The following is a 23,212-nucleotide window of genomic DNA, read 5'->3' as shown; positions in this document are numbered from 1 at the left end:
ACCACCCGGCACGCCGAGAAAGGATTGGTATGGAGCCGCCCGGAGACAACTGGATCAGCAAGGACGAAATCAGGTCGGCGATCGCGGCAGAGCTAGGTTGTCCCGCAAGCGATCTCGCTGATCACGACGATCTCATCCAACTGGGCCTGAACTCCATCCGGATGATGGGCCTGGCAGGAGGCTGGCGCAAGCGCGGCGCCGACATCACCTTTGCCCAACTTGCGGCCGCGCCGACGGTGGATTCGTGGTATGCCCTGCTCGGCGGGGACCCGGCGCCGAGCCCCGCAGCGGCGGCGGCCGTCGCGCCCGACGAGGCCGAGGCCACCGACGAAGCGCCGTTCCCGTTGGCCGGCATGCAGCACGCGTACTGGATCGGTCGATCCGACGAGCAGGAGCTCGGCGGTGTCGCCGCGCACCTCTATGCCGAATTCGACGGACCGGCAGCCGGACCGGCAATTGATCCGGACCGCCTGCAACGCGCCGCGTCCCAGCTCGTCGCAACCCATCCGATGCTTCGCACCAGATTCCTGCCCGACGGGACTCAGCAAACGATGCCCAGGCCGGACCGGCCGGTGCTGACCCTGGTCGATCTTCGCGGACACAGTTCCGCGCAGGTGGAATCGGCACTGGCGGAGCTGCGCGAGCTCAAGACCCACCAACGACTGGGAATCGAAGACGGTCAGGTCGTTGACATCACGCTGACCCGGTACGGCGAGAATCGCCACCGGCTACACCTGGACATCGACATGCTCGCCGGTGACGCGATGAGCTACCGGGTGCTGATGTCGGACCTGGCCGAGCTGTACCGGGGGGCCGCGGTTTCGGCGCCCGGGTACAGCTACCGCCGTTATCGCACCGAGCGGCAACCGGACGACGCCGCGCGGGAGCGGGATCGTCAGTGGTGGCAGCGGCGGCTGGCCCAGATGCCCGGTGCACCCGAGCTGCCGACCGTGCCGGTGGGGAGCCGTCGGGCAGCTCATCGCACGGTCCGCTACCACCACTGGCTGGCGCCGGATGCCAAGCAGAAACTGATGGCCGGGGCTCACGCCCGCGGCGTCACCCCGGCCATGGCGCTGGCGGCGCTCTTCGCCGACACCATCGGCGGCTGGTCGGCGCAGAGCCGATTTCTGCTGAATGTGCCGCTGTTTCACCGTGAGTCGGTGCACCCCGACATCGACCGGGTCATCGGTGACTTCACCTCGTCGGTGATGCTCGAGGTCGATGTCGCCGAAAACGTGTCGGTTGCCGCCCGGGCCGCAGACATTCAACACCGGATGTACGAGAGTGCCTCGCACGCCGCCTATTCCGGGCTGGAGGTGCTGCGCGATCTGGGTCGATACCACGGTGAGGCGATGTTGGCGCCGGTGGTGTTCACCAGTGCGCTCGATCTCGGGGAACTGTTCGCCGACACGGTGATCCAGACCTTCGGCGAGCCGGTGTGGATCATTTCGCAGGGACCTCAGGTGCTGCTGGACGCTCAGGTGACCGAGCTGCGCGGCGGGCTGCTGGTCAACTGGGACGTGCGGGAGTCGGCGTTCCCGCCGGGACTGATCGAGGCGATGTTCAGCTGGTTTCGTCAGGCTGTCGATCGGCTCGCCCGCGGTGATGCGGGTTGGGACGCCGACGCGGTGGTGCAGTTGCCCAGCACGCAGGCAACGGTGCGTGCCGCGATCAACGCAACCGACGGCCCGGTCAGCCGGCGATGCTTGCATCAAGGCTTCTTCGAGCAGGCCGCGATGAATCCGGACGCGCCCGCGGTGGTGTGGGGTCTGGGCAACGCCGACGGCGCCTGGAGCTACCGGGAACTTCGCACGCAGTCGCTGGCCGTCGCCGGGGCGCTGCACGCCCACGGGGTCCGACGCGGTGAGGCGGTCGCCGTCCAATTGCCCAAGGGACGCGATCAGGTCGCCGCAGTGCTCGGCGTGCTCGCCGCCGGCGCCACGTATGTGCCGATCGGCTTCGACCAGCCGGATGCCCGACGTGCCAAGATTCTTCAGACCGCCGATGCCGTCGCGGCGCTGACCGTCGACGGCGCCGACCTGGGCTCCGCGATCACGTGCCTGCCCATCGACGCGGCACGCAACCACCCAAACCCGTTGCTGGAGGCCGTCTTCCCCGACACCACCGAGATCGCCTACGTGATCTTCACGTCCGGGTCGACGGGTCTGCCCAAAGGCGTCGAGGTGTCCCACGGCGCGGCGATGAACACGATCGACGCCGTCAACGACTGGTTCGCGGTGCGCGGCACCGATCGAGTGCTCGCGCTGTCGGCACTCGAGTTTGACGCTTCCGTTTACGACATCTTCGGCATGTTCTCCGTCGGTGGCTCATTGGTCGCCGTCGATACCGAGCAGCAGGCGGCGGCCACGACATGGGTGGAATTGATCCGCCGCCATCGGGTTTCGATGCTCAACTGTGTGCCCAGCATGCTCGACATGATCTTGGAGCTCGGCGGCCACCAACTGGGCCGTTCGCTGCGGGCGGTCACCCTCGGTGGCGACTGGGTGGGTGCCGACCTGGCTCGCCGGCTGGCACGGCAGGTGCCTGGATGCCGGTTCTCCGGTCTGGGCGGAGCAACCGAGACCGCCATCCATCACACCATCTGCGAGGTGGCCGGCGAACCGCCGGTGCACTGGACGACGGTGCCGTTCGGGCGACCGCTGCGCAACGTCCGCTGCCGGATCGTTGCGCCGTCGGGCCGCGATTGCCTCGACTGGGTCCCCGGCGAATTATGGGTCGGCGGCGCCAATGTCGCCGCCGGTTACCGCAACGACCCGCAACGCACCGCGCAACGGTTCGTCGAGCACGACGGTCTCCGCTGGTACCGGACCGGTGATATGGCCCGATACTGGCCCGACGGAACCATCGAATTCCTCGGCCGGGCAGACCATCAGGTGCAAATACACGGCTACCGGGTCGAACTCGGCGAGGTGGAGAGCGCGTTACGGACGCTGCCGGGGGTGCGCCATGCCGTCGCCGCCGTCGTCGGCGCCAGCGCCCCCAAGCTCGTCGCCGCGGTCGCGGGTGATCCGCAGCCGGCCGGCGACCTCTCCGCGGCGATCGCGAAGCTGTTGCCCGGCTACATGATTCCCACCCGCATCGTGTTCTTCGAACAACTCCCGCTCACGCCCAACGGCAAGTTGGATCGCCGCGCCGTGGCCGCGCTGCTGCAACCGCACCCCGCGGACAGCGCGCCCGCGCACAGCGCCGCACGCAACGATCTGGAGGCGGCCCTCGCCGACATCGCTGCGGAGGTACTTGGTGTGGATTCGGTTGGCGTACAGCAAGATTTCTTCGCGCTGGGCGGTGACTCGGTGTTGGCCACCACGCTGATCGCGCGGGTGCGTGACTGGCTGGAAACCGATCATGCCGTGGTCGCCGACCTGTTTGCGTCCCGGACGGTGGCCGGTTTGGCCGAGCGGCTGGCAGAACGGGAGGCTCAGCGCGGCACGCCGCGGCGCCTGGACCTGGTCGCCCGGCACTATCTCGACGTCGCGGCGTTGACCGATGAGGAGGTGCTGGCTCAGGGCTGAATTTCCACTCGGCACGCCGGTCTGCCGGTCCGCCGGACCGTGGTCCGGAGAGTTGGTGAGCGAATCCATGCCGGTCGCACAGCGTCGTCACAGACTCGCCACACTTTCCACATGTAGCCTGTCTGTAACGCAGACCGTCTGCTCAACGACAGATCAGTGCATACTGCAGTACGAGGCTGACCGGCGATGCTCGTCGTGTTGTGCACCAATCGAAGGGGGAAACACACTATGTACACCGCGAAATCCGTGAAAAGGCTGATCACCGGCGCGACCGCCGTGGCCGCAATCGGAGCTGCCGCCGCGGGTGTGACGTCTGTCGCATCCGAGAGCCTGGCGGTAAGCCAGGTCCAGCCGGTGGTCTTCGGAGCGCCGATGCCGCAGGACCCCGCCCCGGCCGCAAACCTGCCGACCGCCGCTCAACTGACCAGCCTGCTCAACAGCCTTGCCGATCCCAGCGTCTCGTTCGCGAACAAGAGCGACCTGGTCGAGGGGGGTATCGGCGGGACCGAGGCGCGCCTGGCCGACCACGAGCTGAAGAAGGCCGCCAAGAACGGGGACCTGCCGTTGTCGTTCGCCGTGTCCAACATCCAGTCAACCGGTGCCGGGACTGCCACGGCCGACGTTGCCGTTTCCGGCCCCAAGCTGACGTCGCCGGTCACGCAGAACGTCACGTTCGTCAACCAGGGCAGCTGGATGCTGTCGCGCAGCTCGGCCATGGAACTGCTGCAGGCCGCGGGACACTGACCCGTCCTAGCTGTTCAGCGCGCCCAGATCGAGCTTGGCGATGCGCTGCGGATCGGCCAGCACGTCGATCGCGGCGATCCTTGCGTTGCGCACCAGGAAGCCCATGACCGCGGCGGGGCGGCCGGCGATGAAGACGACCGCGCCGGCCGCGCCGTTGACGGTCGCGGGTCGCACCTCGCGTTCGGGTGCCGCTTGGCTGCGGGCCAGTGCGGCCACGGCCGAAGCTCCGTGCGCCGAGCGGACGGCTCCGGGTCCCAGATCGCCGCGTAACACGACGCCGGGGTCGAGCAGCGACACCAGCCGGTCGAAGTCACCGCTGCGTCCCGCCGCGAAGAAGGCGTCGACGAGCCGGCGCTGCGCAGCGATGTCGCGGTCGGGAACGGCGTCGGCGCGCTCGATGCGTCGCCGCGCCCGACTGGCCAGTTTGCGAGCAGCCTCCGGCGAGCGCTCGAGGATGGACGCGATCTGCTCGAACGGGACGGCGAACACGTCGTGCAGCACCAAGGCCAGCCGCTCCGCCGGGGGGAGCGTATTCAGCACGACGAACAGCGCCAGGCCCACCGCATCGGCCAGCATCGCCCGGTGCTCCGGGTCGAATTCGCCGACCGGGTCCACGATCGGATCCGGCAGCCGCTCGACCAGCTCCTCGCGGCCCTGGCCGTGGCGGTCGCGCAGCATGTTCAGGCAGATCCGGGCCACCACGGTGGTCAGCCACGCGTCGAGGTTGTTGATGCCGACGGCCCGATCCGTGCCGGCGCCGAGTCGCAACCAGGCTTCCTGGACCGCGTCCTGCGCGTCGTCCACCGAGCCCAGCATCCGGTAGGCCAGTGCGCCCAGCTGCGGCCGGGCCGCCTCGAAACGCGCGGTCAGCGTCGGGTCGGCCGTCATCGTGTCGTGGTGTCGGGCAGCGCGCACACCCGGTTACCCGAGAAACCTGAAGCCTGAATGCCCAGCGCGATATTGAACCGGGCACGCAGATTGCCCAGGGTGACGATGTGGGTGAGCGCGACGAGTTGAGGCGTGTCGAAGTGCGCGCGTAACGCCTCGAACAGCTCGTCGCTGACCTCGACGGGGGTGCGGCTGATCGCCGTGGCGTACCGCAGCACCAGCTTGTCGACGTCGGAGAAACAGGTGGCCCGCTCGAAGTCGGCCAGCGCCAGCAGTTCCTGGTCGCCGAGCCCGAGGCCGCGGGCGATCTGTGAGCCCAGGTCGATGCAGTATTCGCAGCCCACGGTCGTCGCCGCCTTCAGTTCGGCCAGGGCCCGCACCCGGGGGCTGAGCATATCCAGTTTCGATTCGGCCTGCTCGAGGCCGCCGTAGGCGCTGAGCAATCTCGGAATATGGGCGTACAACCGCAGGGGCTCCATCATGGCGGCTGTTTGCAGTCCGGTCATCTTCGCCAGCTTGCGCCTGGTGAAGAAGAAGGCGATTTTGGCGGCCGGGAAGGCGTCGCGATCACCGACCCCGATAAGGCGGGACATGGTGTGCTCCTCACGGATTGGTGGTCTTTCTTAGATCGACACCTGACGGCATCGGAATGTGACCGGCCGATCCGCATCCGGCGGCGGCACGTGCGGCAAGCGAGCTTAGTTCGGGCGGCCCGGCTGCATGTCCATGTCGAACACCCGCGCATGCAGCACCGTCCGGTTCCGCAGCGCCGCCCGCACCGCCCGGTGCAAGCCGTCCTCGAGATACGTCACCCCGCGCCACTTCACGGCGTGCGGGAAGAGGTCGCCGTAGAACGTGGAATCCTCCGACAGCAATCGGTCCAAGGCGAGCACCGTGGTCGTGGTGACCAGCTCGTCGAGGCGTATCTGTTGCGGCGGAATCTGTGACCAATCCCGATACGACAACCCGTGGTCGGGATACGGCTTACCGTCCCGCACGCCCTTGAAAATCATTGGCGGACCGTCGCTGACGCGCCGTGGGAGCCGCACATGATCATGCCGAACAGGCTAGCCGCAAAGGCGCCGTGGAAGCAGACCTCCACCGAATCTGCCGAATGCGCCGGCCGGCGCCGCCCCGGTGACGCGGTGCTATTCCACAGCTGGACATTCGGATACTTCCGAGACCGTAAAATGAACCCGGCCGACCGGGCGCAAAGGAGGTGACAGTCGATGGCAAGCGCGGACGAGCGCCGCTTCGAGGTACTGCGCGCCATTGTCGCCGACTTCGTCGCCACCCAGGAACCGATCGGCTCGAAATCCCTGGTAGAGCGTCACAACCTGGGGGTGTCCAGCGCCACGATCCGCAACGACATGGCGGTGTTGGAAGCCGAGGGATACATCACCCAGCCGCACACCAGCTCCGGGCGGGTGCCCACGGAGAAGGGATACCGGGAGTTCGTCGACCGCCTCGACGACGTGAAGCCACTGTCCAAGGCGGAGCGGCGGGCGATTCAGAGCTTCTTGGCCTCCGGCGTCGATCTCGACGACGTGCTGCGCCGGGCGGTGCGGCTGCTGGCGCAGCTGACCCGGCAGGTCGCGGTGGTGCAGTACCCGACGCTGTCGAGCTCTACCGTCCGCCACCTGGAAGTGATCGCGCTGACTCCGGCGCGGCTGTTGATGGTGGTGATCACCGACTCCGGGCGGGTGGACCAGCGCATCGTAGAACTTGGCGACGTCATCGACGACCACCAACTGTCCCAGCTGCGCGAGCTGCTCGGGCAGGCGCTGGAAGGCAAGAAGCTTTCGGCGGCCTCCATCGCGGTGGCCGACCTAGCCGGCCAGCTGAGCGGTGCCGGCGGTTTGGGCGACGCGGTCGGCCGCTCGGCCACGGTGTTGCTGGAGTCGTTGGTGGAACACACCGAGGAGCGGCTGCTCATGGGCGGCACCGCCAACCTGACCCGCAACGCCGCGGACTTTGGTGGGTCGCTGCGCTCCATCCTGGAGGCGCTCGAGGAGCAGGTGGTGGTGCTGCGGCTGTTGGCGGCACAGCAGGAAGCTGGCAAGGTGACGGTGCGCATCGGCCATGAGACGGAGGTCGAGCAGATGGTCGGGACCTCGATGGTGAGCACCGCCTACGGCTCCAACGACACCGTCTACGGCGGCATGGGTGTGCTGGGGCCGACCCGGATGGACTACCCGGGAACTATCGCCAGTGTCGCCGCGGTTGCCATGTATATCGGCGAAGTGCTGGGTGCTCGATGATCGCGCACCCGCTGCAGAGGTTGTGGACAGCCGCTTAGGGCGGCACAGGAAGGTCAATCGTGGCACGCGATTACTACGGGCTGCTCGGCGTCAGCAAGGGCGCCAGCGAAACAGAGATCAAACGCGCATATCGCAAGCTGGCCCGAGAACTGCATCCCGATGTCAATCCCGACGAGGCGGCGCAGGCGAAGTTCAAAGAGATCAGCGTCGCCTACGAAGTGTTGAGCGACCCCGAAAAACGCCGGATCGTTGACCTGGGCGGGGATCCGCTGGAAACCGCCGGCGCGTCGGCCTCCGGGTTCGCCGGCTTCGGCGGCCTGGGCGACGTCTTCGAGGCGTTCTTCGGTGGCGGCTTCGGCGGCGGTTCAGCGTCGCGCGGCCCGATCGGCCGCGTTCGCCCGGGTTCGGACTCGCTGCTGCGCATGCGGCTGGACCTCGAGGAATGCGCGACCGGTGTCACCAAACAGGTCACCGTCGATACCGCGGTGCTCTGTGACCGCTGCCAGGGCAAGGGCACCCACGGCGATTCCGCGCCGGTGCCCTGCGACACCTGCGGTGGCCGCGGCGAGGTGCAGACCGTCCAGCGTTCGTTGCTCGGGCAGATGCTGACGTCGCGCCCGTGCCCCACCTGCCGCGGTGTCGGGGTGGTCATTCCCGACCCCTGCCATCAGTGCATGGGCGACGGCCGGGTGCGGGCACGCCGCGAGATCACCGTCAAGATTCCCGCCGGTGTCGGCGACGGCATGCGGGTGCGTCTGGCCGCGCAAGGCGAAGTCGGTCCCGGGGGAGGGCCGGCGGGCGACCTCTACGTCGAGGTCCACGAGCAGGCCCATGACATCTTCGCGCGTGAGGGCGACGACCTGCACTGCACGGTGTCGGTGCCGATGGCCGACGCGGCGCTGGGCGTCACCGTAACCCTGGATGCCATCCTGGACGGCCACAGCGAGATCGTCGTTCCGCCGGGGACCCAACCGGGTTCGGTCATTACACTGCGGGGCCGCGGGATGCCGCACCTGCGCTCCAATAGTCGCGGAGACCTGCACGTCCACGTCGAGGTGGTGGTCCCCACCCGGCTGGACCACCACGACGCCGAGCTGTTGCGCGAGTTCAAGAACCGCCGAAGCCGCGACGTGGCCGAGGTACGGTCGGCGCACGGCGCCGGCGGCGGGCTGTTCAGTCGGCTGCGCGAAACCTTCACCGGGCGCTAGCCGGTAGGCGGCGCGCACATGGTGGCGACGCTGTTCTATGTCGACGCGCTGCCCGACACCGGCGCGCTGGCCGTGGTGGACGGAGACGAGGGTTTTCACGCCGCCACCGTGCGGCGGATCCGTCCCGGCGAGGAGGTGGTGCTCGGCGACGGCGAGGGCGACCTGGCCCGCTGCCGGGTGGAGCGGGCCGGACGCGACGGCCTGGCCGCCCGGGTGCTGGAGCGTTGGCGCGCCGTGCCGGCCCGGCCGGCGGTGACGGTGGTGCAGGCCCTGCCCAAGTCCGAGCGTTCCGAACTGGCGATCGAACTGGCCACCGAGGCCGGCGCGGACGCGTTCGTGGCGTGGCAGGCGGCGCGCTGCGTGGCGAGCTGGAACGGTGCGCGCGTCGACAAGGGTCTGCGCCGGTGGCGAGCGGTCGCGCGTTCCGCGGCGCGGCAAGCACGGCGGGCCTATATCCCGCCGGTCGACGGCCCGCTGTCCACGGCCGCGTTGACCGTGCGCGTCCGTGACGAGGTGGCCCGCGGTGCGATGGTGCTGGCGCTACATGAGTCGGCGACCAACCGTCTTGCCGATAGCGTTGTGGCGCAAGCGGATTCACTGCTGCTCCTGGTTGGCCCCGAAGGCGGTATCGCGCCGGCGGAGATCGACGCGCTGACCGGCGCCGGAGCCGTCGCGGTCCGGCTGGGCCCGACGGTGTTGCGGACATCGACCGCGGCCGCGGTGGCGCTGGGCGCGCTCGGAGTGCTGACCCCGCGCTGGGACTAAGCCCGCACTGGCACTCGCGTGACCGGTCACCGTCTGGCCTGGCAGCGCACGAGCTGCGCTCTCGTACATCAACTTCTCGGCAGTGTCCACATCGAATCCGGGCTCAAGTTCAATCCCGTTGACACCCAAGAACCGCCACGCCGACCCCGGCGTTGAGGACGTCGCCGTGATCGGGCAGCTCCACCACCTTCAGAGCTGACACGGCGTCGAGCCGGCGATTTTCCCGCAGCACCGTTGCCGGCGTGGGACTCTCGGGTGCGAAAGGAGCGTGCCCCATGACCCATACTCCGCGCGACCTGGGTGCAATCTTCGACGAACACGTCGCTCACGAGTTCGTCGCCAAGAACCTCGCCGCGACCATGGCGACGATGACCGCCGATCCCTACGTCAACCATGTGCCCACCATGATGGGCGGTGTCGGCGCCGCCGGGGTGGCCGAGTTCTACGGCCAGTACTTCATCGGGCACTGGCCCGAAGACACCAGCATCATCCCGGTCTGTCGTACCGTCGGCGCCGATCGTGTCGTCGACGAGATGATCATGTCGTTCACGCACGACATCGCGATGCCGACCTTTTTGCCCAACGTGGCGCCCACCGGCCGCGCGGTAATGCTGCCCGTCGTCGTCGTGATGGGATTCGAGGTCGACCCGGACTCCCGGGAACCAAAAGTCGCCTACGAACGGATTTATTGGGATCAGGCCTCGCTGCTGGTGCAGGTCGGGCTGCTGCCCGAGGACCTGCTGCCGGTCACCGGCGTGGCCCAAGCGCACAAGGTCCTGGACAAGGACCTGCCCGCCAACACGCTGCTACGCCCCGCGTGAACCGGTGGCGCGCCAGGAATTGACCCGCCGTTACGTGGACCACGGGCAGCAGTGGGGTGTGTATTCCCCCGACTAGTGGGCATACCAGAACCATGGGCCTTGCAACCAGACTGGTGTCGACCCCTGCCTGGAGAGTCTTCGCCAAGTACTACTACCCCTTCATCACCCGCCACGGCGCCGACGACGTGGCGTTGCTGAATCTTGGCTACGAGGAAGACCCGCCGATGGCCATCCCGCTGTCGGAGTCGGACGAGCCGGACCGGTATTGCATTCAGCTCTACCATCGCACGGCAACCCAGGCCGATATCGCCGGAAAGCAGGTGCTGGAGGTGAGCTGCGGCCACGGCGGCGGAGCCTCCTACCTGATGCGTACGCTGCACCCGGCCTCCTACATTGGCCTGGACCTCAACCCCGCCGGCATCGAGGTCTGCCGCAGCACCCATCGGCTACCAGGGCTGGACTTCGTCCAGGGGGACGCCCAGAACCTGCCGTTCCCCGACAATTCCTTCCATGTCGTCGTCAATATCGAAGCCTCGCATTGCTATCCGTCGGTGCCCCGATTTCTCACCGAAGTCGCGCGGGTGCTGCGCCCGGGCGGGCAGCTGCTCTACGCCGACGTCCGGCACAGCGACCACGTCGCCGAGTGGGAGGCCGAGTTAGCCGACGCGCCGCTGCGGATGCGTTCCAAAGAGATCATCAACGAGCAGGTGGTGCGCGGGCTGGAAAAGAGCCTGCCGCGCTCGCAGAACATGTTCACTCGACGTACCCCGGCTCTGTTCCGTGGCCTGGTCCGCGACGCCGTAGCGGCGTCGAACGCCAAGATCTGTCGCGGGCTGCAGAACGGCGAGAGCTCGTATCGGCTGTATTGCTTCGAAAACGAGTGAGTCGTCCCGTCTTTCGATATCCGTGCCGGCGACCGGCGCCGGCGAGTCCGTTGGAGATGTAGTCCATGACAACGACCAAACGAGACACCTTCTGGGTCACTCGAAACCCGGTCGGCCGCGCGCGTGACGCGCTGGGTGCGCGGCGCCACCATCGAGCGCCGCGACCGCCCGGCCCGCGCGGGCGGCCCTTCGTCGGGGTCCTTCCCGAACTCAAGTCCGACCCATTCGCATACCTGCGCCAGCTGGGGACGACCTACGGCGACATCTACCGGCTGCCGTTGCCGCTGTACGACGTGGTGGTCCTGAATCATCCCGACCACGTGCGTCACGTCATGAGCCACCGCGACGGCGAGTACAGCCTGATCGGCCCCGCCGCGGGTGCGGCGAAAAAAGTGCTGGGCGCTTCCATGCAGATGATGGAGGGCGCCGAGTTTCGCCGCCGGCGCAAGCCGCTGACACCGATGATGGGCCGCCAACAGCTGAGCCGGGTCGCCGCCACCGTCGCCGACGAATTCGCCAACCGCCTGACCAAATGGGAGCGGTTCGCGCAGACCGGCGAACCGATCGATCTGCAGCACGAGATCAACGGCGTGGTGATTCCGGCGTTCATGCGTGCGATGTTCACGACGGGGCTCTCCGATGCCGAGTTGCATCGGCTCGACGTCGACGTCCGCACGCTGATGCAGAGCGCGTCGTCACCGCTGCTGCTCGGAGCTGCGCCGCGGGTGCTGCCGGGAGACGGCAACCCCGTGCAAGCGTGGTTGCGGATGCGGCGCTGGGTGCAGCGGCGGGTCGAGGAAAGGCTGGCCGACTCCCGTTCCCACGACGACCTACTGCAGATACTTCTGGACGCGCGCTACGAGGATGGCACACCCATCAGCCGGCGTGACGTGCTCACCGAAGCGATCATGCTGATCGGCGGCGGTTATGAAACCGTGGTCGCCGCATTGGCCTGGACGCTGGCGCTGCTTCCGCAGAATCCGCAGGCGCAGCAGCGACTGTATGACGAGGTCGACCAACTCGGCGGAGCATTGCCCGGCTACGCCGACCTTGACCGCCTCGAGTGGGCCAAGGCGTGTTTTGACGAGGGGCAGCGCCTGCAGGGCCTGTTGTTGCAGCCGCGGTTCGCCATGATCGACGACGTCATCGGTGGCTACCGGATCCGCCGCGGCACCCTGATCGGCTTGCCGATCTACGCGCTGCAGCGCGATCCACGCTGGTGGGGACCCGACGCCGAGAGTTATGAGCCGATCCGGTTCTACGACAAGGAGATCGTCGCCGCCCGGCCGAATCTGGCTTTCCTGCCCTTCGGCGCCGGGCCGCACCGCTGCTTCGGTGCGGCCATGGGTTACCTGGAGGCCCAATTGTTTCTCGCCCAGGTTCATCAGCGGTTCCGGATACAGCTCCACGCCGGTTGGGCGCCCGAACACGACCCTGCGCTCCCGTGGCCGGTCAAGGGTGGCGTGCCGGCGGTGGTCACCAAGGTGCCCGTCGCCGCGCAACGGATCTAGCGGCCCGGGCGCCCTTACTGTTCAGGGGCGTCGGTTCCCGGGCGGCATTTCGACTGGACCAGGCCCGCGAGGCGCACCCGGCGGTAGACTTGACTACCGGCTGTCGTTGCCCGCGAACCCAGAAAGTAGGCATCAGAAACCACGTGACGCCCCGCGAAACCAAGGCTGCTGACGCCTTACCGGCTTCATCTCAGGTTCGCAGCAGCATCGATGTTCCGCCTGATTTGGTCGTGGGCTTACTCGGATCGGCAGACGAAAACCTGCGCGCGCTGGAACGCACCCTGACCGCCGGGTTGCATGTGCGTGGCAATTCGGTGACGCTTTCCGGCGAACCGGCCGATGTGGCGCTGGCCGAACGCGCAATTTCCGAACTGGTCGCGATTGTTGCCGGGGGACAGTCGTTGACGCCGGAGGTGGTGCGTCACAGCGTCGCCATGCTGCTCGGCGCGGGCAACGAGTCGCCGGCCGAAGTGCTCACCCTCGACATCTTGTCGCGCCGCGGCAAGACGATCCGGCCCAAGACGCTCAACCAGAAGCGCTATGTCGACGCCATCGATGCCAACACCATCGTGTTCGGGATCGGCCCGGCCGGCACCGGGAAGACCTATCTGGCGATGGCCAAGGCGGTGCATGCATTGCAGACCAAGCAGGTCACCCGCATCATCTTGACCCGTCCGGCGGTGGAAGCCGGTGAGCGCCTTGGGTTTCTGCCCGGCACGCTGAGCGAGAAGATCGACCCGTACCTGCGGCCGCTGTATGACGCGCTGTACGACATGATGGATCCCGAGCTGATCCCGAAGCTGATGACCGCCGGGGTTATCGAGGTGGCGCCACTGGCGTATATGCGTGGCCGCACCTTGAACGACGCCTTCATCGTGCTCGACGAGGCGCAGAACACCACCGCCGAGCAGATGAAAATGTTCCTCACCCGCTTGGGGTTCGGGTCGAAAGTCGTCGTCACCGGGGACGTCACCCAGATCGACCTGCCAGGCGGCGCCAAGTCCGGCCTGCGGGCCGCGGTCGACATCCTCGAGGACATCGACGACATTCACATCGCGGAGCTGACCAGCGTGGACGTGGTGCGTCACCGACTGGTCTCGGAGATCGTCGAAGCCTACGCCCGGTCCGAGGAACCCGGCTCCGGGATGAACCGGGCGGCTCGGCGGGCCTCCGGCGCGCGTGGTCGTCGATGATGAGTGCGTGAGAACTCTCGTGAGCAATCTTATGAGCATCTATGAGCATCTATGAGCATTGAAGTATCCAACGAGTCGGGCATCGACGTCTCCGAGACCGAGCTGGTCAGCGTCGCGCGATTTGTCATCGACAAGATGGATGTCAACCCGGGCGCGGAGTTGTCGATGGTGTTGCTGGACACCGCCGCGATGGCCGACCTGCACATGCGCTGGATGGATCTGCCCGGGCCGACTGATGTGATGAGCTTTCCGATGGACGAGCTAGAGCCCGGGGGGCGCCCCGACGCGCCCGAGCCCGGCCCGGCGATGCTCGGCGATATCGTGCTGTGCCCGGAGTTCGCGGCGGAGCAGGCGGCCGCGGCGGGCCACAGCCTCGGACATGAGCTGGCGCTGTTGACAATCCACGGCGTGCTGCATCTGCTCGGCTACGACCACGGTGAGCCGGACGAGGAGCGGGAGATGTTCGCCCTGCAGCAGCGGTTGCTGGAAGAGTGGGTGGCCGCCCAGGTCGAGGCTTACCAGCACGACCGCCAACATGAACGAGATCGCCGGCTGCTGGACAAGTCCAGGTACTTCGACGAGTCGTGACCGGTCTTGCTCAGCTGCTCGGTGCGATCGTGTTGATCGGACTCGGCGGTGTATTCGCGGCGCTGGACGCCGCCTTCAGCACGGTGTCGCTGGCCCGTGTGCAGGAGCTGGTGCGCGAGGCCCGGCCGGGAGCGGTGGCACTGCTCAAGGTGATGGTCGAACGGCCGCGCTACATCAACTTGGTGGTGCTGCTGCGGATCGTGTGTGAGATCACCGCCACCGCGTTCCTGGTGGTGTTTTTCCGGCACAATCTGAACCTCAACGGCGGGTTGTTCGTGGCCGCGGCCGTCATGGTGGTGACCAGCTTCGTCGTTATCGGTGTGGGTCCGCGCACGCTCGGCCGCCAGCATGCCTATTCCATCGCGCTGGCCACCGCCGTTCCGTTGCAGGTGATTTCATGGCTGTTGATGCCGATCAGCCGGTTGCTGGTGCTGCTGGGCAACGCGCTCACCCCGGGCCGTGGGTTTCGCAACGGGCCGTTCGCCTCCGAGGTTGAGCTGCGCGAAGTCGTCGACCTGGCGCAGCAGCGCGGCGTGGTCGCCGCCGACGAACGCAAGATGATCGAGTCGGTCTTCGAACTCGGCGACACCCCCGCCCGCGAGGTGATGGTGCCGCGCACCGAGATGATCTGGATCGAGGGGGACAAATCACCGGCTCAAGCGATGAACCTGGCCGTGCGCAGCGGCCATTCCCGCATTCCGGTGATCGGCGAGAACGTCGACGACATTCTTGGCGTGGTGTACCTGAAAGACCTTGTGCGCCAGACCTTCTTCTCGCCTGACAGCGGTCGGGAAAGCACCGTGGCGGACGTCATGCGCCCGGCGGTGTTCGTGCCGGACTCCAAGCCGCTGGACGCGTTGCTGCGGGAGATGCAGCGCGACCGCAACCATATGGCGCTGCTGGTCGACGAATATGGCGCCATCGCCGGCTTGGTCAGTATCGAAGACGTGCTGGAGGAAATCGTCGGTGAGATCGCCGACGAGTACGACGAGGCCGAGACGGCGCCGGTAGAAGATCTGGGTGACAAACGATTTCGGGTGTCGGCGCGGCTGCCGATCGAGGATGTGGGTGAGTTGTACGGCATGGAATTCGATGGCGACCTCGACGTCGACACCGTAGGCGGTTTGCTGGCTTTGGAATTGGGCCGCGTTCCGCTGCCCGGTGCCGAGGTGGTATCCCATGGTCTGCGCCTGCAGGCTGAGGGGGGCCGCGACCACCGCGGCCGGATGCGCATCGGCACCGTCTTGGTGAGCCCCGTAGAGCTGGGCGAAACCGTAGCAATCGACGGCTCCGGGGACCGCCGGGGTGAAGGTGATTCCGATGGCTGAGCCGGCGGATCCTGAAGACGCCAAGCTGGTGGTGCTGGCGCGGGCGGCCATGGCGCGGGCCGAGGCCGACAGCGGGGCGGCGGTACGCGACCGCGACGGGCGCACCTATGTGGGCGTACCGGTGAACTTGTCGGCGCTACGGCTGACCGGATTGCAGGCGGCGGTGGCTGCTGCCGTATCCAGCGGGGCGATCGGTCTGCAGGCTGCCGCGCTGGTCGCCGGATCCGTCGACGATCCGGGCATCGCGGCCTTACGCGAACTGTCGCCGATGGCGTTGGTGATCGTCACCGACCGCGCCGAAACCCCGTTATGACGGCCGAATTCCGTTCCGGCTTCGTCTGTTTGGTCGGACGGCCGAACACCGGAAAGTCAACGCTGACCAATGCGCTGGTGGGTGCCAAAGTCGCGATCACGTCGATGCGGCCGCAGACCACTCGGCACACCATCCGCGGGATCGTGCATCGAGAGAACTTCCAGATCATCCTGGTCGACACGCCCGGCCTGCACCGGCCGCGGACGCTGCTGGGCAAGCGGCTCAACGACCTGGTCCGGGCCACCTACGCCGAGGTCGACGTGATCGGACTGTGTATTCCGGCCGACGAAGCGATCGGACCGGGTGACCGGTGGATCCTCGAACAGATTCGCTCCGTGGCACCCGGCACAACCCTGGCCGTCATCGTCACCAAGATCGACAAGGTGCCCAAGGAGCGGGTGGCGGCGCAGCTGGTGGCGGTCGGCGAGCTGGTGGAAAACCTGCCCGGGTCAACCGAAATCGTCCCGGTGTCGGCCCTGACCGGCGCGCAGGTCGACGTGCTGGTCGACGTGCTGGCCGGGGCTTTGCCGCCCGGCCCGGCGTACTACCCCGACGGTGAGCTGACCGACGAACCCGAAGAGGTCCTGATGGCGGAGTTCATCCGCGAGGCCGCCTTGGAGGGTGTCCATGACGAACTGCCCCATTCGCTGGCCGTGGTTATCGACGACGTCAGCCCCCGCGACGGACGCGACGACCTGATCGACGTGCACGCGGTGTTGTATGTCGAGCGGGACAGCCAGAAGGGGATCGTCATCGGCAAGGGCGGCGCCCGACTGCGACAGGTGGGCACCGCGGCCCGCGGTCAGATCGAGAAGCTGCTGGGGACCAAGGTCTATCTGGACCTGCGCGTCAAGGTCGCAAAGAACTGGCAGCGCGACCCTAAACAGCTTGGCCGGCTGGGCTTTTGAACGGCGAACGGATCAGCGCTGCTAACGCTGTGGCGGCCGGACGCTGTGCGGGGCGGGAGTTTCGGTGCCCTCGTCCCACCAGACCGTCGGCTGCTTGGCCGCCCAGCCGCTGACGGCTTCCAACTCGGCGGCCAGCGAGATCAGCATGCCTTCGCTGTTGGCCGGTCCCATGAGTTGGACACCGATCGGCAGGCCCTCGACGGTGAACCCCGCGGGCACGTTGATGGCGGGCCAGCCCAGTAGATTCCACGGCCAGGTATAGGGGCACGCCGCGATGATGGCGCGGTCGGTGGCCAGCCCGCCCAGCTGGTCGAACGCGCGGGCCAAGGGCGGGGGTTGTGCGGTAGTCGGTGCCAGCACCACGTCGACGATGTCGAAGATCGAGCCCACGCGACGCTGCGCGGCGGCTTCGTGGCGCCGCGCGCTGCGCAGGATGGCCTGGGAAAGCATGTGTCCGGTGCGCAGATTGGACACCGTGCGCGGGTCCAGCGTGACGCCGTCACCCAGCCGCTGGGCCCACTCCCACAATCCGGCGGTGGAGCGGGCAAGAAAATCCCACGACATCTGCACGCTGTAGTCGGGGTTACCGCGTACCACGGTATGGCCGAGCAGCTGAAGCTGTTCGCCCACCTGACGCGTCGCGGCCAGGATCTCCGGATCCAACTTCGCCCGAAAACCGTTGAACGGGGCTCGGGTTGACAGGGCGATCTTCAGCGGGCCGGGGGCGATGCCGACGTAGTCGGATGCGGTCACCGGCGGCGGCCGGTGTAGATCACCCTCGACATTGCCCGACGCCGCATCCAGCACCAGCGCCGCGTCGGCCACCGTGCGGGCCAGCACGCCGTTGACCGTGATGCCGTTGAACGCCTCCGGCAGCGGCCAGGTGGAGATGCGGCCACGCTGCGGTTTGATGCCCACCAAGTGGGTCCACGCCGCGGGAACCCGGATGCTGCCGGCCCCGTCGGAGCCGATTGCCGCGGTGACCAGGCCCGCGGCCACCGCGGCCGCGCTGCCGCCCGACGATCCGCCCGGGGTATGCCGGCGCGCCCACGGGTTGCGGGTGTGTCCGAACCCGGGCCCGCTGGTGAACGGCCACTGACCCAGCTCACACGTGTTGGTTTTGCCGACGATCACCGCCCCTGCCGCCTTGAGCCGCCGGACGACCTCCGAATCCGCGGTGGCGGGAGCGACATACCCCTCGGTGCCGTAGGCGGTGGGCACTCCAGCAACGTCGACGTCGTCTTTGACCGCGATCGGGATGCCCAGCAGCGGCCCGGTGTCGCCGGCAGCCCGTCGCCGGTCTGCCGCGGCCGCGTCGGCCACCGCCGACTCGGTGAGGACCACCCGGAATGCGTTCAACGTGGACTGGCTCGCCTGAATCTCGCGCAGGGATCGGCCTACCAGCTCGACGGAGGTCACCGAGCCGTTGGCCAGCTGATAGAGAAGATCGGTCAAGGTGGGCAGGCGCTGGTTACCGGACCCGGAAACGGCCCCGGAAGCGGACTCAGAAGCGCCAACCACGGGGTACGAGACTATCGGCGCGGATACCCGCGATGTCGCGCCGGGGTGCGAAACTATGGGGATGCGGCTATATCGAGACCGGGCTGTTGTGCTGCGCCAGCACAAGCTCGGCGAAGCCGACCGGATCGTCACCCTGCTGACCCGCGACCACGGGCTGGTTCGTGCGGTGGCCAAAGGGGTACGTCGCACCCGCAGCAAATTCGGTGCCCGGCTGGAGCCGTTCGCGCACATCGACGCGCAACTGCATCCCGGCCGCAACCTCGACATCGTCACCCAGGTCGTCTCCATCGATGCCTTCGCCACCGACATCGTCAACGACTACGGCCGCTACACCTGCGGCTGCGCGATGCTGGAAACCGCCGAACGCCTTGCCGGTGAAGAGCGGGCGCCCGTCCCGGCCCTGCACCGGCTCACGGTGGGCGCGTTGCGGGCGGTCGCCGAGGGACGTCGTCCTCGCGACCTGCTGTTGGACGCCTATCTGCTCCGTGCTATGGGTATCGCCGGCTGGGCGCCGGCACTGACCGAATGCGCTCGCTGCGCCGCACCCGGGCCGCATCGGGCGTTTCACATTGCCGCCGGGGGCAGTGTCTGCGCGCACTGCCGTCCCGCCGGTGCGACGACACCGCCGTTGGGTGTGCTGGAGTTGATGTCGGCCCTGCACGACGGCGATTGGGAGGCCGCCGAGCAGGCGCCGCAATCGCATCGCGGCTACGTCAGCGGGTTGGTGGCCGCGCACCTGCAATGGCACCTGGAACGTCAGCTCAAGACGTTACCGCTGGTGGAGCGGACCTATCGGATCGATCACACCATTGCCGAGCGTCGCGCCGCGCTGATCAGACAGGTAGGTGAGTGTGGCTAAGAAGGCCGAACGAGTGCTGACGTCCACCGACTTCCCACAGCTGCCCCCCGCACCGGATGACTATCCGACCTTTCCCGACACCTCGACGTGGCCGGTTGTCTTCCCGGCATTGCCGCCGTCGCCCGACGGCGGTCCGCGCCGGCCGCCGCAGCACATCTCGAAGGCGGCTGCGCCCCGAATTCCTGCCGACCGGTTGCCCAATCATGTCGCCATCGTGATGGACGGAAACGGCCGCTGGGCCACCCAGCGTGGCCTGCGCCGCACCGAGGGGCACAAGATGGGCGAGGCGGTGGTGATCGACATCGCTTGCGGTGCAATAGAACTCGGAATCAAGTGGCTGAGCCTCTATGCTTTTTCCACCGAAAATTGGAAGCGTTCGGCCGAGGAGGTCCGCTTCCTGATGGGTTTCAACCGCGATGTGGTGCGACGACGCCGGGAGAACCTCAAGGAGATGGGGGTGCGGATCCGGTGGGTGGGCTCACGGCCGCGGCTGTGGCGCAGCGTCATCAACGAACTGGCGGTGGCCGAGCAGATGACGAAGTACAACGACGTCATCACCATCAACTACTGCGTCAACTACGGTGGACGCACCGAAATTGCCGACGCCACAAGGCAAATCGCGCGCGACGTGGCAGCCGGCCGATTGAACCCGGAGCGGATCAGCGAGTCCACCATCTCCCGGTACATGCAGCGCCCCGACATCCCCGACGTCGACCTGTTTCTGCGGACCTCGGGGGAGCAGCGGTCCAGCAATTTCATGCTGTGGCAGGCCGCTTACGCCGAGTACATATTCCAGGACAAGTTGTGGCCCGACTACGACCGCCGCGACTTGTGGGCGGCCTGCGAGGAGTACGCTTCCCGAAATCGACGGTTCGGGAGCGCCTAGTGCCCTCACTGCAGCAGCGGCTGGCATCGATTCTGCGCGACGTTCTTTCCGTCGAGCAGGAACTCGACGGCGCGTTGACGGTCCGTCATAACGGCACGTTCGCGTCGTTGCGGGTGGTGAGCATCGTCGAGGGCCTCGAGTTGGTGTCGCTCACCCAGATATTGGCGTGGGACCTGCCGCTGAACAGGAAGATTCGCGATCGGGCGGCCAAGCAAGCGCGCGACGTCAACTTCGGCGCGGTCACCGTGCTGGAGAAGACCACGCCCAAGGGTGCGGCCCAGACGGCCACGACGGTAGCCAAGACAGCGTCCAAAACCGCGGATGTGATGCTGCGGTACAACTTTCCCGGCGCCGGGCTGAGCGACGACGCGCTGCGCACCCTGATCCTGCTGGTGCTCGACACCGGCGTCCAGGTACGCGAAGCGTTGCTCGCCGGGGCTCCCTGACGCCGGGATCGACGTCGGCGCTTCGAATGTCAGGCCCGGCAGTCTGCGCAGTTGCCGAAGATTTCGATGGTGTGGCTGACATCGGAAAAGCCGTGCCGGGCAGCCACTTCCGCGGCCCAGACCTCCACTTCGTGGTCGGCCACCTCGATGGTGGAGCCGCAACTGCGGCACACCAGATGGTGGTGATGATGTTCCGAGCAGCGGCGGTAGACCGACTCACCGGTGTCGGTGCGCAGCGTGTCGACGACGCCTGCGGCGGCCATCGACTGCAGGGTGCGATAGACGGTGGTCAGGCCGATGTTTTCGCCGCGGCGGCGTAGTTCGTCGTGCAATTCCTGTGCCGACCGGAAATCATCGACCGTCTCCAGCAGCGTCGAGATCGCCGCCCGCTGGCGGGTGGACCGGACACTGGGTCCGGTCACGGCGACTCCTCACCGGCATGGGCGACCGCGTCGACGACGATATGCGCGAGGTGATGATCGGCAAGCCGGTACAGCACTTCCCGGCCCGACCGCTCCCCGGTGACGACGCCCGCTGCCTTGAGGATCTTCAAATGCTGACTGACCAGCGGTTGCGGTACACCCAGCGCATCGACCAGTTCATGCACGCAACGTTGCGATTCGCGCAATTGCAGCACGATGGCGATGCGTACCGGTGCGGCCAGTGCACGCAGCAACTCGCCGGCGGCGTCGAGAATTTCCCGCGGTGGGGGTGCGGGGGAGCCAGGATGTCCCGAGGAGCTGCGGGCGCCGTGCTCATGATGACCGACCAGGTCGTCGACGGCGACAGGCGTAGCGGGGGACGTCGCCATATCTGAACCACCTCGAGACGTACCGGCAGAAGGGCCGCTTGTCGCGAAAGGATCGCGGACACCTGCGGCTGTCCTCCACTGTCACATGCGTGATGGTGCATGTCAAAGAACCGCCGCCGATCGCTACCATGACTGAGGTTTGTGCGCAGTGATTACCCGCTGCATGCAGTTGCCCGATTCGGGAAGGGAGTGCGGTACCACGTGGCGTCTGTCATCGACACGGTGGTGAACCTGGCCAAACGGCGTGGCTTCGTCTATCCGTCTGGTGAAATCTACGGCGGTACAAAGTCGGCGTGGGACTACGGTCCACTGGGGGTGGAACTCAAAGAGAACATCAAACGGCAGTGGTGGCGGTCGGTGGTCACCGGCCGCGACGACGTCGTGGGTATCGATTCGTCGATCATTTTGCCGCGTGAGGTATGGGTTGCCTCAGGCCATGTCGAGGTCTTCCACGACCCGCTGGTCGAGTCGCTGATCACGCACAAGCGCTACCGGGCCGACCATCTGATCGAAGCCTACGAAGCCAAACACGGGCATCCGCCGCCCAACGGGCTGGCCGACATTCGCGACCCGGACACCGGCGAGCCCGGCCAGTGGACCGAGCCGCGCGAATTCAACATGATGCTCAAGACCTACCTTGGACCTATCGAGACCGAGGAGGGGTTGCACTATCTGCGGCCGGAAACCGCGCAGGGCATCTTCATCAACTTTGCCAACGTTGTGACGACGTCCCGCAAGAAGCCGCCGTTCGGCATCGGCCAGATCGGCAAGAGCTTCCGCAACGAGATCACCCCCGGCAACTTCATCTTCCGCACCCGCGAGTTCGAGCAGATGGAGATGGAGTTCTTCGTCGAGCCGTCGACCGCCAAAAAATGGCACCAGTATTGGATCGACACCCGGTTGCAGTGGTATGTCGACCTGGGCATCGATCCGCAGAACCTGCGGCTGTGGGAGCACCCGAAGGAGAAGCTGTCGCACTACTCCGACCGCACCGTCGACATCGAGTACAAATTCGGCTTCCTCGGCAATCCATGGGGTGAGCTGGAAGGTGTCGCCAACCGCACCGACTTCGACTTGTCGACACATTCACAGCATTCCGGCACCGATCTGAACTTCTATGACCAGGTCAACGACACTCGGTATACGCCCTATGTCATCGAACCGGCAGCGGGCCTGACCCGGTCGTTCATGGCCTTCTTGATCGACGCCTACAGCGAGGACGAGGCCCCGAATGCCAAGGGCGCGATGGAGAAGCGGACGGTGCTGCGACTGGATCCGCGGCTGGCCCCGGTCAAGGCCGCGGTGCTGCCGTTGTCCCGCCATGCGGATTTGAGCCCCAAGGCCCGCGACCTCGCCGCCGAGTTGCGCAGTTGCTGGAACATCGACTTCGACGATGCGGGCGCCATCGGGCGTCGCTACCGGCGCCAGGACGAGATCGGGACTCCTTTCTGTGTGACGGTGGACTTCGACTCGCTCGAGGACAACGCCGTCACGGTGCGCGAGCGCGATGCCATGACCCAAGAACGGATCGCGATCGACAAGGTCGCCGATTATCTAGCGGTCCGGCTCAAGGGCTGCTGCTAGCGCACCCGGATTTCACCGGCGCCGACTGTTTGCTGCGTGTTAGCGGCGCCCGCGGCGTACCCGCCGCTGCGTCAAACGAGCTACAAAGACATGGTTCGCATCCCATACCGCGGCGAAGCCCTTTTCTCGTGGTGGTTGGGGGGTCCACACGGGTGGGTGG

24 protein-coding genes are annotated in these 23,212 nt (G+C 67.0%); 17 read left to right on the top strand and 7 right to left on the bottom strand.

The window, feature by feature from the left end:
• Positions 1-29: 29 nt before the first annotated feature.
• Both BST40_RS12275 and BST40_RS12270 read left to right on the top strand, forming a co-directional pair.
• Positions 30-3,533, top strand: a complete 3,504-nt coding sequence (locus BST40_RS12275; RefSeq protein WP_083154386.1) for a non-ribosomal peptide synthetase — start codon at positions 30-32, stop codon at positions 3,531-3,533.
• Between the two features lie 228 nt (positions 3,534-3,761).
• Entirely contained in the window at positions 3,762-4,277 is a 516-nt protein-coding gene (locus BST40_RS12270) for an MTB12 family secreted protein (protein WP_075548056.1), read from the top strand.
• 6 nt (positions 4,278-4,283) lie between these two features.
• On the opposite strand, the gene BST40_RS12265 is transcribed toward BST40_RS12270, so the two are convergent.
• The 3 genes from BST40_RS12265 to BST40_RS12255 all read right to left on the bottom strand — a co-directional run bounded on the left by BST40_RS12265 (position 4,284) and on the right by BST40_RS12255 (position 6,178).
• Positions 4,284-5,165, bottom strand: a complete 882-nt coding sequence (locus BST40_RS12265; protein ID WP_075548055.1) for a sigma-70 family RNA polymerase sigma factor — start codon at positions 5,163-5,165, stop codon at positions 4,284-4,286.
• A complete protein-coding gene (locus BST40_RS12260) occupies positions 5,162-5,758 on the bottom strand; it encodes a carboxymuconolactone decarboxylase family protein (protein ID WP_075548054.1) in 597 nt (198 codons plus the stop codon). Before BST40_RS12260 ends, BST40_RS12265 begins: the two co-directional genes overlap by 4 nt.
• A 105-nt stretch (positions 5,759-5,863) precedes the next feature.
• Positions 5,864-6,178: a type II toxin-antitoxin system VapB family antitoxin gene (locus tag BST40_RS12255; RefSeq protein WP_075548053.1), complete on the bottom strand. Its 315-nt coding sequence runs from the start codon at positions 6,176-6,178 to the stop codon at positions 5,864-5,866.
• A gap of 216 nt (positions 6,179-6,394) precedes the next feature.
• On the opposite strand from BST40_RS12255, the gene hrcA reads away from it, so the two are divergent.
• From hrcA to BST40_RS12240, 3 genes are read left to right on the top strand one after another with little or no spacing between them, the layout of a single operon-like run.
• Entirely contained in the window at positions 6,395-7,426 is a 1,032-nt protein-coding gene (gene hrcA, locus BST40_RS12250) for a heat-inducible transcriptional repressor HrcA (protein ID WP_075548052.1), read from the top strand.
• A gap of 59 nt (positions 7,427-7,485) precedes the next feature.
• Positions 7,486-8,634, top strand: coding sequence for a molecular chaperone DnaJ (gene dnaJ, locus BST40_RS12245; RefSeq protein ID WP_075548051.1), 1,149 nt, complete (start codon positions 7,486-7,488; stop codon positions 8,632-8,634).
• Positions 8,635-8,652: 18 nt separating this feature from the next.
• Positions 8,653-9,399 (top strand): 16S rRNA (uracil(1498)-N(3))-methyltransferase, encoded by a 747-nt coding sequence (locus BST40_RS12240; RefSeq protein WP_075548050.1) that lies wholly within the window; start codon positions 8,653-8,655, stop codon positions 9,397-9,399.
• 109 nt (positions 9,400-9,508) lie between these two features.
• On the opposite strand, the gene BST40_RS30090 is transcribed toward BST40_RS12240, so the two are convergent.
• On the bottom strand, positions 9,509-9,676 hold the full coding sequence (locus BST40_RS30090; RefSeq protein WP_158006364.1) for a hypothetical protein: 168 nt from the start codon (positions 9,674-9,676) through the stop codon (positions 9,509-9,511).
• Here BST40_RS30090 and BST40_RS12230 point away from each other — a divergent pair.
• The 8 genes from BST40_RS12230 to era all read left to right on the top strand — a co-directional run bounded on the left by BST40_RS12230 (position 9,675) and on the right by era (position 16,945).
• Complete coding sequence (locus BST40_RS12230) at positions 9,675-10,220, top strand: nuclear transport factor 2 family protein (RefSeq protein ID WP_075548049.1); 546 nt, start codon at positions 9,675-9,677, stop codon at positions 10,218-10,220. The two genes, BST40_RS30090 and BST40_RS12230, sit on opposite strands and share 2 nt — an antisense overlap.
• A gap of 92 nt (positions 10,221-10,312) precedes the next feature.
• Positions 10,313-11,104 (top strand): phthiotriol/phenolphthiotriol dimycocerosates methyltransferase, encoded by a 792-nt coding sequence (locus BST40_RS12225; RefSeq protein ID WP_075548048.1) that lies wholly within the window; start codon positions 10,313-10,315, stop codon positions 11,102-11,104.
• A 65-nt stretch (positions 11,105-11,169) separates the two neighbouring features.
• Entirely contained in the window at positions 11,170-12,615 is a 1,446-nt protein-coding gene (locus BST40_RS12220) for a cytochrome P450 (RefSeq protein WP_083154384.1), read from the top strand.
• A gap of 143 nt (positions 12,616-12,758) precedes the next feature.
• Entirely contained in the window at positions 12,759-13,808 is a 1,050-nt protein-coding gene (locus tag BST40_RS12215; RefSeq protein ID WP_036392639.1) for a PhoH family protein, read from the top strand.
• A 51-nt stretch (positions 13,809-13,859) separates the two neighbouring features.
• Positions 13,860-14,396: an rRNA maturation RNase YbeY gene (gene ybeY, locus BST40_RS12210; protein ID WP_075548047.1), complete on the top strand. Its 537-nt coding sequence runs from the start codon at positions 13,860-13,862 to the stop codon at positions 14,394-14,396.
• Entirely contained in the window at positions 14,393-15,724 is a 1,332-nt protein-coding gene (locus BST40_RS12205; RefSeq protein WP_075548046.1) for a hemolysin family protein, read from the top strand. The genes ybeY and BST40_RS12205 overlap by 4 nt, the downstream gene beginning before the upstream one ends.
• Complete coding sequence (locus tag BST40_RS12200; protein ID WP_075548073.1) at positions 15,717-16,037, top strand: cytidine deaminase; 321 nt, start codon at positions 15,717-15,719, stop codon at positions 16,035-16,037. The genes BST40_RS12205 and BST40_RS12200 overlap by 8 nt, the downstream gene beginning before the upstream one ends.
• Positions 16,034-16,945, top strand: coding sequence for a GTPase Era (gene era / locus BST40_RS12195; RefSeq protein ID WP_075548045.1), 912 nt, complete (start codon positions 16,034-16,036; stop codon positions 16,943-16,945). The genes BST40_RS12200 and era overlap by 4 nt, the downstream gene beginning before the upstream one ends.
• 21 nt (positions 16,946-16,966) lie before the next feature.
• On the opposite strand, the gene BST40_RS12190 is transcribed toward era, so the two are convergent.
• Positions 16,967-18,466 carry an amidase gene (locus tag BST40_RS12190; protein WP_075548044.1) on the bottom strand — a complete coding sequence of 500 codons (1,500 nt, stop codon included), beginning with the start codon at positions 18,464-18,466 and terminating at the stop codon, positions 16,967-16,969.
• Positions 18,467-18,527: 61 nt separating this feature from the next.
• Here BST40_RS12190 and recO point away from each other — a divergent pair, with 61 nt between their 5' ends.
• Genes recO through BST40_RS12175 form a run of 3 tightly spaced genes read left to right on the top strand, consistent with a single transcriptional unit; the run spans position 18,528 to position 20,657 of the window.
• Positions 18,528-19,325: a DNA repair protein RecO gene (gene recO, locus BST40_RS12185; RefSeq protein ID WP_075548043.1), complete on the top strand. Its 798-nt coding sequence runs from the start codon at positions 18,528-18,530 to the stop codon at positions 19,323-19,325.
• Positions 19,318-20,211 carry a decaprenyl diphosphate synthase gene (locus BST40_RS12180; protein ID WP_083154382.1) on the top strand — a complete coding sequence of 298 codons (894 nt, stop codon included), beginning with the start codon at positions 19,318-19,320 and terminating at the stop codon, positions 20,209-20,211. The genes recO and BST40_RS12180 overlap by 8 nt, the downstream gene beginning before the upstream one ends.
• Positions 20,211-20,657, top strand: a complete 447-nt coding sequence (locus BST40_RS12175) for a hypothetical protein (RefSeq protein WP_075548041.1) — start codon at positions 20,211-20,213, stop codon at positions 20,655-20,657. The genes BST40_RS12180 and BST40_RS12175 overlap by 1 nt, the downstream gene beginning before the upstream one ends.
• 29 nt (positions 20,658-20,686) lie before the next feature.
• On the opposite strand, the gene BST40_RS12170 is transcribed toward BST40_RS12175, so the two are convergent.
• Positions 20,687-21,079 carry a Fur family transcriptional regulator gene (locus BST40_RS12170; protein ID WP_075548040.1) on the bottom strand — a complete coding sequence of 131 codons (393 nt, stop codon included), beginning with the start codon at positions 21,077-21,079 and terminating at the stop codon, positions 20,687-20,689.
• Positions 21,076-21,468 (bottom strand): ArsR/SmtB family transcription factor, encoded by a 393-nt coding sequence (locus BST40_RS12165; protein WP_075548039.1) that lies wholly within the window; start codon positions 21,466-21,468, stop codon positions 21,076-21,078. The genes BST40_RS12170 and BST40_RS12165 overlap by 4 nt, the downstream gene beginning before the upstream one ends.
• A 189-nt stretch (positions 21,469-21,657) precedes the next feature.
• Here BST40_RS12165 and BST40_RS12160 point away from each other — a divergent pair, with 189 nt between their 5' ends.
• A complete protein-coding gene (locus tag BST40_RS12160; protein WP_089025111.1) occupies positions 21,658-23,052 on the top strand; it encodes a glycine--tRNA ligase in 1,395 nt (464 codons plus the stop codon).
• Positions 23,053-23,212: the final 160 nt, after the last annotated feature.

The sequence above is a fragment of the Mycobacterium persicum genome (genome assembly GCF_002086675.1).
GTDB classification, from domain to species: domain Bacteria; phylum Actinomycetota; class Actinomycetes; order Mycobacteriales; family Mycobacteriaceae; genus Mycobacterium; species Mycobacterium persicum.
Note: the sequence above shows the minus strand (reverse complement) of the source record. Positions and strands in the feature narration are given on the sequence as shown.

Coding starts and splice junctions, on each gene's coding strand:
- BST40_RS12275 (WP_083154386.1), top strand. CDS start 30: ATGGAGCCGCCCGGAGACAACTGGATCAGCAAGGACGAAATCAGGTCG.
- BST40_RS12270 (WP_075548056.1), top strand. CDS start 3,762: ATGTACACCGCGAAATCCGTGAAAAGGCTGATCACCGGCGCGACCGCC.
- BST40_RS12265 (WP_075548055.1), bottom strand. CDS start 5,165: ATGACGGCCGACCCGACGCTGACCGCGCGTTTCGAGGCGGCCCGGCCG.
- BST40_RS12260 (WP_075548054.1), bottom strand. CDS start 5,758: ATGTCCCGCCTTATCGGGGTCGGTGATCGCGACGCCTTCCCGGCCGCC.
- BST40_RS12255 (WP_075548053.1), bottom strand. CDS start 6,178: ATGATTTTCAAGGGCGTGCGGGACGGTAAGCCGTATCCCGACCACGGG.
- hrcA (WP_075548052.1), top strand. CDS start 6,395: ATGGCAAGCGCGGACGAGCGCCGCTTCGAGGTACTGCGCGCCATTGTC.
- BST40_RS12240 (WP_075548050.1), top strand. CDS start 8,653: ATGGTGGCGACGCTGTTCTATGTCGACGCGCTGCCCGACACCGGCGCG.
- BST40_RS12230 (WP_075548049.1), top strand. CDS start 9,675: ATGACCCATACTCCGCGCGACCTGGGTGCAATCTTCGACGAACACGTC.
- BST40_RS30090 (WP_158006364.1), bottom strand. CDS start 9,676: ATGGGGCACGCTCCTTTCGCACCCGAGAGTCCCACGCCGGCAACGGTG.
- BST40_RS12225 (WP_075548048.1), top strand. CDS start 10,313: ATGGGCCTTGCAACCAGACTGGTGTCGACCCCTGCCTGGAGAGTCTTC.
- BST40_RS12220 (WP_083154384.1), top strand. CDS start 11,170: ATGACAACGACCAAACGAGACACCTTCTGGGTCACTCGAAACCCGGTC.
- ybeY (WP_075548047.1), top strand. CDS start 13,860: ATGAGCATTGAAGTATCCAACGAGTCGGGCATCGACGTCTCCGAGACC.
- BST40_RS12200 (WP_075548073.1), top strand. CDS start 15,717: ATGGCTGAGCCGGCGGATCCTGAAGACGCCAAGCTGGTGGTGCTGGCG.
- era (WP_075548045.1), top strand. CDS start 16,034: ATGACGGCCGAATTCCGTTCCGGCTTCGTCTGTTTGGTCGGACGGCCG.
- recO (WP_075548043.1), top strand. CDS start 18,528: ATGCGGCTATATCGAGACCGGGCTGTTGTGCTGCGCCAGCACAAGCTC.
- BST40_RS12165 (WP_075548039.1), bottom strand. CDS start 21,468: ATGGCGACGTCCCCCGCTACGCCTGTCGCCGTCGACGACCTGGTCGGT.